This is a genomic window from Stutzerimonas chloritidismutans (genome assembly GCF_038562055.1).
GTDB lineage: Bacteria > Pseudomonadota > Gammaproteobacteria > Pseudomonadales > Pseudomonadaceae > Stutzerimonas > Stutzerimonas chloritidismutans_A.
Map to the genome: position 1 here is coordinate 1 of NZ_JBCFXD010000029.1, position 9,782 is coordinate 9,782.

Below are 9,782 nucleotides of genomic sequence, written 5' to 3' on the forward strand. Positions count from 1 at the left end.
GGTCCTGTATCGAAGCGGGTGCGATTGGTGTACGACCACCTTAAGCAGGCTTTCTCAAACCCCAAGCTATTTCCCCAAGGCCTGGGGACATAGCGATGCATACCTGCCAGCCAATCGTCCGCTATTGGCCGGTTAGCGACCATTTTTCTGGCTAGCCATGCTTGGCCTCCCACATGTGGAGGACTTGCCATGAACATCACTGCTACCTGCACCCGCCGGCCCTGGAACAAAGGAAAGTTGGTCGGACAGAAAACCCCGCTCCGGCTGAGAGATATCTGGGCCATCCGAGTAAGGCTTCAGCTTGCAGAACGAACCCGGGATCTGGCTCTGTTCGATCTGGCCATCGACAGCAAGCTTCGAGCCTGCGACTTAACTAAGCTCCGTGTATGCGACGTTGCTCATGGCGAGCATGTGTCATCACGAGCAATGGTTATGCAGCAGAAAACGAAGCGACCAGTGCAGTTCGAAATTACTGAGCAAACACGGTCTGCTCTCGCGGCCTGGATACACCAAGCCCAGCTCCGTAGCCAGGACTGCCTTTTCCCGAGCAGGCTGCACACCTCAGACCATCTATCCACTCGTCAATACGCTCGTATCGTCAAAGGCTGGGTGCAAGCCATTGGCCTTGATCCGGCCATGTATGGCACTCACACAATGAGACGTACAAAGGCATCACTGATCTATCGCAGGACAAAGAACTTGCGGGCCGTTCAACTTCTGCTTGGCCATACGAAGCTGGAGAGCACCGTTCGATATCTTGGGATTGAGGTCGACGACGCCTTGGAAATGGCAGAGCAGACCGAGGTTTGACCATGTATAGCGACGGTCGAAGTCAGGCCGTCGCTAACCGGCCAAAAGCGACCAGTCGTAACGGGCAATCATCGGCCAACTATTTAGTGCTTCACAATCACCCAGAGCAAGAATAGAGTAAAGATTACTACCTAATAGGTATTCTACTCTACATGAATAGTTGGCTATCTCTGATCATCGCCTTGCCGACCGCTAACGCCACAGAGCGGATGCGTGCCTGGCGTGCCCTCAAGAGCAGTGGCGCAGCGGTACTGCGCGATGGTGTCTATTTGCTGCCTGATACTCCCGCCTGCCGGGAAGCGTTGGAAGCTGTTGAGCGCGACGTGCTGGGTAGCAATGGCACGGCCTTTCTGTTGCCCATCAATGATCCGCAAGGCGAGCGCTTTATCGAGTTGTTCGACCGTAGCGAGGACTACGCCAAGCTGCGCGTCGAGATCGAGGCGTGCCAGGCTCAACTGACTTCGGATAACGCCCTCACTAGCACCAAGCAGGTACGCAAGCTGCGCAAGGCATTTGCGCAGCTTGCGGCCATCGACTTCTTCCCTGCGGCAGCGCGGAAACAGACCGACACGGCCCTCAAAACACTTGAAACGGCCATCAGTCGGGCACTTTCGCGGGATGAGCCGAGCAGTCAGGATCAGCCTATCGAACAGCTGGATCGCCGCGACTACCAGGGCCGCCTCTGGGCTACGCGCAAGCGGCCCTGGGTCGACCGCCTGGCCAGTGCCTGGCTGATTCGGCGCTGCATCGATCCGAGAGCCCGCATTCTCTGGTTGGACACACCGAATGATTGCCCTGCTGACGCGCTGGGCTTCGATTTCGACGGTGCGACCTTTAGCCATGTCGGCAGTCGCGTCACCTTCGAAACCCTGCAAGCCAGCTTTGCACTGGTCGAGCCAGGCCTAAGCCGCATCGCGGCTCTGGTGCATTACCTGGATGTCGGTGGCGTTCAACCCGCTGAGGCTGTTGGCATCGAGCGTGTATTGGCCGGGCTGCGCGAAACCATCCTCAATGACGACCAGTTGCTAACGGCTGCTTGCGCCATCTTCGATGGGTTGCTGGCGGCATTTGTGAAAGAAGAGACCCCTGATGAATGAAACCACACTGCCGCCTGTAGAGCAGGATCTGCCACGTGCCGAGCCTGTCAGTTTGTTCCAGGCTTTTCTGTTCTGGCTCAAGCTCGGTTTCATCAGTTTCGGCGGCCCAGCCGGACAGATCTCGATCATGCACCAGGAGCTGGTGGAGCGTCGGCGCTGGATCTCTGAGCGGCGTTTTCTGCATGCGCTGAACTACTGCATGCTGCTGCCCGGCCCGGAGGCCCAGCAACTGGCCACCTATATCGGCTGGCTGATGCACCGCACCTGGGGTGGTGTGATTGCCGGGGTGCTGTTTGTGCTGCCCTCGCTGTTTATCCTGATCGCGCTGTCGTGGGTCTATATCGCTTTCGGTGATGTGCCGGTGGTGGCCGGACTGTTCTATGGGATCAAGCCCGCCGTGACCGCCATCGTGGTGCAGGCCGCTCATCGCATCGGCTCCCGTGCCCTGAAGAACAACTGGCTGTGGGCGATAGCTGCCGCCTCGTTTGTGGCGATATTCGCCCTCAACCTGCCGTTCCCGCTGATCGTGCTGGTGGCCGCAGTGATCGGTTATTTCGGTGGGCGTTTCGTCCCAGAGAAGTTCAGCATCGGCGGTGGTCATGGCGCGGCCAAGCAGTCTTACGGCCCAGCGCTGATTGATGATGAAACCCCGACACCGGAACATGCGCGCTTCCGCTGGCCACGACTGCTCTTGCTGGCAGCGATAGGTGCAACGCTGTGGGCGTTGCCCATGGGGCTGTTGACCGCTCTATTCGGCTGGGAAGGCACGCTGACGCAGATGGGCTGGTTCTTCACCAAGGCCGCACTGCTGACCTTCGGCGGTGCCTATGCGGTACTACCCTATGTCTACCAGGGTGCAGTCGGCCACTACGGCTGGCTGACCCCGACACAGATGATCGACGGTCTGGCTCTGGGTGAAACTACGCCAGGGCCACTGATCATGGTGGTGGCCTTCGTCGGTTTTGTCGGTGGCTACGTGCAGCAGGTATTCGGTGTCGATCAGGCCTTCTTGGCCGGTGTCGTGGCCGCCAGCCTGGTCACCTGGTTCACCTTCCTGCCGTCCTTCCTGTTCATTCTTGCGGGCGGCCCGCTGGTGGAATCGACCCACAACGAACTGAAGTTCACCGCGCCGCTGACGGCCATCACCGCCGCCGTGGTCGGGGTAATCCTCAATCTGGCGCTGTTCTTTGGTTATCACGTGCTCTGGCCGCAAGGCTTCGAGGGGGCTTTCGACTGGCCTTCGGCGCTAATTGCCCTGGCGGCAGCGGTAGCCTTGTTTCACTTTAAACGCGGTGTCATCCAAGTGCTGATGGCCTGTGCTTTGGCCGGACTGGTGGTACACCTGCTGCAAAACTGAGAGGTAGAAGATGAGCAGAATCTCGATATGCGAACTGGCGGAATGGCAGGCAGCAGATCGGGCGTTCACTTTGCTGGATGTGCGCCGTACGAGCGTGCGGCTTGCCGATGCCGAAGAAATTCCCGACGCACACTGGCGTGATCCCGAGGCTGTCTTCACCTGGAAAGATCAGGTTTCACGGGACAGGCCAGTGATTGTCTATTGCGCCAAGGGGCGTGAAATCAGCCAGGGCATCGCCGCCACATTGGAGGCCATGGGCCTGGATGCTCGCTTCTTGATCGATGGCTTTGCTGGCTGGTACGGCGCTGGCCGGCCCACCCGTAGCATATCGAGGTAGTGGATCTCCGCCGATATGACGCGATAGTCGCTGGCACTAGCCGAGCGAGCGGATCATGTGTAGTACGGCCAGATGCCCGGGGTAGAACCAATAACCCCAGCGCTTGACCGGCCAGACCCTGAACTGGCGCAGTCGGCGCAGCAGCCACAACCCAAGCAAGGGTGCGACAAACGCAGTGATCACGATCAGCAAGGTATAGGGCTGCAATTCCCACTCGGCGAGCCAGCGGTTGCGACTATTGGCCAGTACGCACAGTGCGGCAGGCAATAGCCACACAAGCCCTGGGCGCTGAATGGCCAGCAGCAACGCTGCCGGCAGCAGTGCGCCGAAAACGCCGTACATCAGGCGCTCTTGCATCAGCACCGCGACAGTCACGCCGGCCAGAGCCAGGATCAAACCGTCGCGACCACGGTGATGTGCTCCCCAGGTGATAAGCAGGCCCAACAGCAGCGAAGGCATAACGTTGAGCGTGCTGCTGTCGTTAGAAAGCAGGCGATAGGGCAACTCCGAGATCACTGCAAACGCAGTCATCCAGCACATGTAGCGAACGTTGTTATCGGAATACAGCTCACCTGTTTGCGAGCGCGCGACATTGGCGGCGATCCCCAGGCAGAACATTGGAAAGGCTAAGCGCCCAACGATGAACAACCATCCGTTGTCAGGCCAGATGTAGCGCAGGTGATCCAGCAGCATGGTCAGCATCGCCAGCCACTTGATCAGATCCAGGTTGGTGTCGCGCTTCTGCAGGCTCACCCAAACCACCCAAGCGTCATGGCAGCTAGTGCCAGATAGCGAGTGGTCTTAGCCAGCATCACGATCAACAGAAAGCTCCAGAAGGGTTCTCGCATGACACCCGCGACGACTGTGAGTGGATCACCAATGATCGGCACCCAACTGAGCAGCAGTGACCAGCGACCGAAGCGGTGATAAGCCTGCTGAGCCTTTTCCAGTTTGCCCTCGCTGACGGGAAACCAGCGCTTGTGTCTGTAGCGCTCGATAGAGCGACCCAGCAGCCAGTTCAGTACCGAGCCCAGTACATTACCCGTGGTGGCGACCGCCAGCAGCGCCCAGACCGCATAGCGGTCAGTCAGCAGCAACCCGACCAGCACCGCCTCCGACTGCATGGGTAGCAACGTGGCAGCACCGAAGGCAGCGAGGAACAGGCCGAAATAACCGGATAACTCCCACATCGGCTAGGCGTTCAGGCCGATCCAGCCGTGGAAGCCGACGTAAACCCCCACACCAATGATCAGTAGGCTGGACAGGTAAGGAGCGCGACGGGCCACAGCACCCAGCCAGGGCCAACGATTGGATGCCTGGCGTGCGCCGATAGCAGCGGCTGCACCAACGGTAACCAGAGTTATAGCCAGACCGATGCTGAAACACAGCACCAGGACGGCACCCAGGGTGACTTCTTTCACTTGCAGGCAGAGCAGCAGCACGGTGATCGCTGCCGGGCAGGGAATCAGTCCGCCAGTCAGACCGAACAGGATGATCTGGCCGGTGGTGACATTGCGATTGCTGAAGCGTTTACGGATGTCGTTGGCATGCGCTCGCTCATGGGCATCCTGGTAGCCCTCCAGCGACAGCTCTAGCCCCTCCAGCTCGGAATGATCATGCTCATGACGGTGGCTTTGCTCGCGGAACTCCAGGTCATAGTCGTGGGAGTGATCAGCATGGCCGAGGCTCAGGCGCGCAGTGAACTCATGGGGCTCGGGAATATCGTCCAGTGACTCTAGGTAGTCACACCGGTCGACGAAGCGAAACTGCTGGGCCAGGCCATCGGGGCGAGTCGTCAGCAAGCTTACTTCAGCAGCCGGCCAGGCATGACCACTCAAGGTCTTCAGCCGCCAGCGCGGAGGGGCGCCTTCTTCGAAGATCGACAGCTCGATACGCCCGTGCCCTGTGTCGATACGCTGCGTTTCATCGTGGTGGTGATGGTCGTGTTGATGCTCATCACCTTCCTCGAAGCGCCACATCTGCTCGCCACGCCAGGTGCGCCAGAGCATCCACAGGGCGATGGTGATAATGATTACGGCGGACGCTAGCTGGAAATAAGGCTCGGTAGTTTCGGCATCCAAATTCTGCCCCAGGTACATGCCGCCCATGGCCACCAGCCAGACTACGGCGGTGTGCGAAAGCGTTGCGGCAAGGCCTAGCAGAATGGCCTGCTTCACCGTGCCACGAATGGCCACGATAAACGCCGCCATCATGGTCTTCGAGTGCCCAGGCTCCAAGCCGTGCAAAGCACCCAGCAGAATGGCGCTGGGGAAGTACAGCCAGGCCTGCGAGCCCCCCTGTTGCAGCAATTCGGCGAAACTCGACATGGGAGGGGCCTAGAGGTACTTGGTGATTTGCTTGAAGTCTTCGAGTGAAGCGCGCTCGCCTACCGCAAGTGCTTCGACTGTATGTTCCAGACAGTGGTCGATATGGTCTTGGATAAGCACACGCTTGGCCTGGCAGACGGCTTTTTCCACGGCATGTAGCTGCTGAGCAATGTCGACGCAGGCCCGGCTGTCTTCAATCATGGTGACGATGCTGCGCAGGTGGCCCTCCGCACGCTTCAACCTTTTGATGATGTCGCCATGACTTTGGTGCTGGTGGCCGTGTTCGTGATCGCTCATGCCTTGAGTCTCGTGCGTCGATGAATTACGCTCCCATGCTATCCCCCTGGGGGGGATATGGTCAAACCGGCTACCTCTCCATAAAAGCCACTCGCTTAGGCATCGAAAGAACCACAACATGCTCAGCAATCCCATTAGCACCAAGGTGATTTTTGCCCTTGCTCTCGCCATATTGCTGGCTTGGGCCGGGCATACCTCTGCGCTGTTTATGGGATCGAGCCAGCCTTCCTTGAGTGGAAATGACAGTGCTCATTCGCATGCGCATGGTGATGAGACGCAGGCCTGTGCTGCGTACGGGGATCACTGCCACTCGCCGCTGACAGCCGACCACTTGCATGAAACACCGCATCTGACCGCGCTGCTGAGAATAAGCACGCTGCCAGAACGTGCGCAGCCGATACTCGCCCCTCGCTACTCCATTCCTCCAAGCCCGATCTTCCTGATCGAGCGGCCACCGCGCGCCACATTCGTGCTCTGACACAGGCCGCTGTGCGGCCCAAGCCCCCTTTAATTTAGGACTCAACCATGCATTCGCTATCTATGGGCGCAATGGACTCATCTGTCGTGCGTCCGAATCGCTCGTTACTACTGTTGCTGCTTTTCACGGCATTGCTGTTTCTAGGCATGCCTGAGGCGCTGGCCCACGCCGTTGCCGAGGGCGACAAGGGCTTTATTCAGGAAAGCTCCGGGGTGATGGTGCTGCCGTTTATCTACATGGGCGCTAAGCACATGATCACCGGCTACGACCACCTGCTGTTCCTCTTCGGAGTGATCTTCTTCCTCTACCGCCTGAAGGATGTTGGGCTCTACGTCACCCTGTTCGCCGTGGGCCACACAGTTACGCTGTTGTTCGGTGTGCTGGCAGAAATCAGCATCAGCTCCTATGTGATCGACGCCATCATCGGTTTCTCGGTGGTGTACAAGGCGCTGGATAACCTGGGCGCATTCCAGCGCTGGTTCGGCCATCAGCCGAACACCAAAGCGGCCACGCTGATTTTCGGCCTGCTGCATGGCTTTGGTCTGGCGACCAAGATTCAGGAATACGAGATCTCGGCAGATGGCCTGATCACCAACCTGATCGCCTTCAACGTCGGCGTCGAAATCGGCCAGCTCCTGGCCCTGAGCGCCATCCTGATTGTCATGGGCTACTGGCGACGCACCGCCAGCTTCTGGCGCCATGCATATACCGCAAACGTCGCCATGATGAGCGCCGGTTTCCTCTTGATGGGTTACCAGCTCACCGGCCTGATCGTCTCTCAGTAAGGAATTCTCAGCATGTTCAATACCAAGCTTCCGACCCAAAGCGAATTGCCTACCAGCCGCCAACTGTTGCGCTCCACTGTGATCGCCGTGGGCGTTGCCGCAGCCTTACTGGTCACTGTAGTGATGCCTTCGGAGTACGCCATCGACCCAACGGGCGTTGGCCGCTTACTCGGCCTGACCCAGATGGGCGAAATGAAGAAAACCCTGGCCGAAGAAGCGGCTGCGGATGCAGCGGTTCAACCCGCTGCGGCCCCCGTTGTGCAAGCCCCCGTGCCTGTTCGGCCGGTAGTTCAAGAGCAAGTCGCGGCAGTGCCTGTGGCTGAACCAGCCGCAGAGCCACAGCCAGCCCTGAAGTCTGACGAGATAACCGTCACCCTGAAGCCAGGTGAGGCCAGTGAAATCAAGCTGGAGATGCTGAACAAGGCCACGGTCAGCTACGAGTGGGCAACCAATGGCGTACCGGTCAACCACGACACTCATGGCGAGCCTTACAACGGCCCCAAGGGCTACTACCACAGCTACAGCAAAGCCAAGCAGATCAAGGGTGACAAAGGCGAGTTCACCGCCATTTTCGACGGCACACACGGTTGGTTCTGGCGCAACCGCAGCAACCAGGACGTGACCATCACGCTGAAGACCAAGGGCGAGTACCTGAGCGTCAAACGCGTTATCTGAGGCACATAGCCCCTGCGTCAGCCGGCACAGGGGCTTCTACTTTCATGATCGAAACAGAAAGGATTACATGATGAAAAGCACAACTACCCTGAGTCGCTCCCTGCTGTTGGTTTGTCTGCTTGGTCTGCTGTCGGCCTGTGGCGGCGGCGAGCCGGAAACCCAGTCCGAAGTCGAAAGCCACGGTCACGCTCACGACTAAGATCTGAAACGCTGTGTTGTCACGAGCGAGGAGCCTACTTGTTCGTGACAATCAGCAAATGCCTCTTCTTCTCGGCTACCGCTACATCATGCACTTTAGGTGTGACTGCTTTTGGCCGATTCTGTTGAAAAAGTAGGTTTAGCGGCAGCAAGGCGGTCGGATGTACCTGCTGTCGAAGTGGCTGCAAGCCACTTCAAGTTACCTTTCGGCGTTTCACTGAGCGTCCTTGCTCAGGTTTGAGGGTTAATTCGAGGGTTTCTGCTCGCCACAGGCGTACCTATCCCGTGAGCGGTGGCCCTTGAGGCAAAAGCTTGGCCATGCGGCGCAGGTTCTGCACCATCGCAGCCATGGTGAATTCGTCAGTGGCGCCTGTCAGGCCACGCAGTCGTAAACGGTCGAGTTTCATGATCCGTTTAAGATGGGCGAAAAGCATCTCCACCTTCTTCCGTTCGCAACGTGAGACGAGGTATTCCGGTGTCTTGGCGATGCGTCGAGCCACATCGCGGGCAGCCTCATGGATGCTGCGAACGATCTTCCGATTCGGTGTGTTGGGGCAGCATTTCGCTTTCAACGGACAGGTGACGCAGTCGGTTTGGCTGGAGCGGTAGATGATGGTGTTGGCCTTGGTTACCCGCGATCTTTTCTGGGTGAAGGCGCGCCATTCACTGCGTAGCGGTTTGCCGGTTGGGCAGCGATATTCATTGGCTTCCTGATTCCAGTGGAAGTCGTTACTGGAGAGACTGTCGTCCTTGCGCTCAGTCTTGTCCCACACCGGCACATGCGGCTCGATGTCCTTCTCTTCGACCATCCAGGCCAGCATCGGGGCAGTGCCATAGGCGGTGTCGCCGATGAGGCGTTCCGGTGTGAGGTCGAACTGCGCTTCGACACGCTCGACCATCGTCCTGGTCGAGTCGACTTCGGTGGTACGGTGCGCCGGGGTCGCTTCCACATCCATGATCACACCGTGCTCAGTGTCGATCAGGTAATTTGTGGAGTAGGCAAAGAAGGCCGGGCCGCCTGGTGCTGCTGTCCAACGGGACTGAGGATCGGTGAGCGAAATCTTCTTGGGAAGAGCCTCAGCCAACGCATCTTCATCAAGTGCTTCGAGGTACTCGCGCACGGCGCGGCTGCTGAGCTTTGGATCGCTCCAATCGACTTCATCTCCCACCACCCCACGTTGCCGGCTGGCATCCGCCTTGATGATGCTGGCGTCGACGGCGAAACCTTCGCCCTTGACTAGGCCGGCTGCCATGCAGCGCCGCAGCACTTCATTGAACAACCAGCGGAACAGATCGCTGTCACGGAAACGGCCATGGCGATTCTTCGAGAAGGTCGAGTGATTAGGTACTTCGTCTTCCAGACCCAGCCGGCAGAACCAGCGATAGGCCAGGTTCAGGTGCACCTCTTCGCACAATCGCCG

13 protein-coding genes are annotated in these 9,782 nt (G+C 58.6%); 8 read left to right on the forward strand and 5 right to left on the reverse strand.

Annotation, left to right across the window (positions count from 1 at the left end; translation table 11 throughout):
• Nucleotides 1–189: 189 nt before the first annotated feature.
• The 4 genes from AAGW23_RS21850 (at nucleotide 190) to AAGW23_RS21865 (ending at nucleotide 3,601) form a co-directional block, all read left to right on the forward strand.
• The gene (locus AAGW23_RS21850; protein WP_003152807.1) at nucleotides 190–810 is read left to right on the forward strand and encodes a tyrosine-type recombinase/integrase; all 621 of its coding nucleotides are present in this window, start codon (nucleotides 190–192) and stop codon (nucleotides 808–810) included.
• A 152-nt stretch (nucleotides 811–962) separates the two neighbouring features.
• A complete protein-coding gene (locus tag AAGW23_RS21855; RefSeq protein WP_042924881.1) occupies nucleotides 963–1,907 on the forward strand; it encodes a chromate resistance protein ChrB domain-containing protein in 945 nt (314 codons plus the stop codon).
• Nucleotides 1,900–3,264 carry a chromate efflux transporter gene (gene chrA / locus AAGW23_RS21860; RefSeq protein ID WP_042924883.1) on the forward strand — a complete coding sequence of 455 codons (1,365 nt, stop codon included), beginning with the start codon at nucleotides 1,900–1,902 and terminating at the stop codon, nucleotides 3,262–3,264. The genes AAGW23_RS21855 and chrA overlap by 8 nt, the downstream gene beginning before the upstream one ends.
• 10 nt (nucleotides 3,265–3,274) lie before the next feature.
• Nucleotides 3,275–3,601: a rhodanese-like domain-containing protein gene (locus AAGW23_RS21865; RefSeq protein ID WP_042924886.1), complete on the forward strand. Its 327-nt coding sequence runs from the start codon at nucleotides 3,275–3,277 to the stop codon at nucleotides 3,599–3,601.
• Nucleotides 3,602–3,637: 36 nt separating this feature from the next.
• On the opposite strand, the gene AAGW23_RS21870 is transcribed toward AAGW23_RS21865, so the two are convergent.
• From AAGW23_RS21870 to mreA, 4 genes are read right to left on the reverse strand one after another with little or no spacing between them, the layout of a single operon-like run.
• Nucleotides 3,638–4,363, reverse strand: coding sequence for a TraX family protein (locus AAGW23_RS21870; protein ID WP_081262884.1), 726 nt, complete (start codon nucleotides 4,361–4,363; stop codon nucleotides 3,638–3,640).
• Nucleotides 4,351–4,791 (reverse strand): YqaA family protein, encoded by a 441-nt coding sequence (locus AAGW23_RS21875; protein ID WP_042924888.1) that lies wholly within the window; start codon nucleotides 4,789–4,791, stop codon nucleotides 4,351–4,353. Before AAGW23_RS21875 ends, AAGW23_RS21870 begins: the two co-directional genes overlap by 13 nt.
• 3 nt (nucleotides 4,792–4,794) lie before the next feature.
• Nucleotides 4,795–5,928, reverse strand: coding sequence for a nickel/cobalt efflux protein RcnA (locus AAGW23_RS21880; protein ID WP_042924890.1), 1,134 nt, complete (start codon nucleotides 5,926–5,928; stop codon nucleotides 4,795–4,797).
• Between the two features lie 9 nt (nucleotides 5,929–5,937).
• Nucleotides 5,938–6,225 carry a metal-sensing transcriptional repressor MreA gene (mreA, locus tag AAGW23_RS21885; protein WP_042924893.1) on the reverse strand — a complete coding sequence of 96 codons (288 nt, stop codon included), beginning with the start codon at nucleotides 6,223–6,225 and terminating at the stop codon, nucleotides 5,938–5,940.
• A gap of 118 nt (nucleotides 6,226–6,343) precedes the next feature.
• On the opposite strand from mreA, the gene AAGW23_RS21890 reads away from it, so the two are divergent.
• The 4 genes from AAGW23_RS21890 to AAGW23_RS21905 all read left to right on the forward strand — a co-directional run bounded on the left by AAGW23_RS21890 (nucleotide 6,344) and on the right by AAGW23_RS21905 (nucleotide 8,362).
• Nucleotides 6,344–6,703: a hypothetical protein gene (locus AAGW23_RS21890; protein WP_042924896.1), complete on the forward strand. Its 360-nt coding sequence runs from the start codon at nucleotides 6,344–6,346 to the stop codon at nucleotides 6,701–6,703.
• A 47-nt stretch (nucleotides 6,704–6,750) separates the two neighbouring features.
• Nucleotides 6,751–7,488, forward strand: coding sequence for a HupE/UreJ family protein (locus tag AAGW23_RS21895; RefSeq protein ID WP_042924899.1), 738 nt, complete (start codon nucleotides 6,751–6,753; stop codon nucleotides 7,486–7,488).
• Nucleotides 7,489–7,500: 12 nt separating this feature from the next.
• The gene (locus AAGW23_RS21900; protein ID WP_042924902.1) at nucleotides 7,501–8,163 is read left to right on the forward strand and encodes a hypothetical protein; all 663 of its coding nucleotides are present in this window, start codon (nucleotides 7,501–7,503) and stop codon (nucleotides 8,161–8,163) included.
• Nucleotides 8,164–8,233: 70 nt separating this feature from the next.
• Nucleotides 8,234–8,362: a hypothetical protein gene (locus AAGW23_RS21905; protein WP_256044860.1), complete on the forward strand. Its 129-nt coding sequence runs from the start codon at nucleotides 8,234–8,236 to the stop codon at nucleotides 8,360–8,362.
• A 277-nt stretch (nucleotides 8,363–8,639) separates the two neighbouring features.
• Here AAGW23_RS21905 and AAGW23_RS21910 read toward each other — a convergent pair.
• Nucleotides 8,640–9,782 (reverse strand): IS1182 family transposase (locus AAGW23_RS21910; RefSeq protein WP_342408326.1); only part of this gene is annotated, 1,143 nt, incomplete at its 5' end.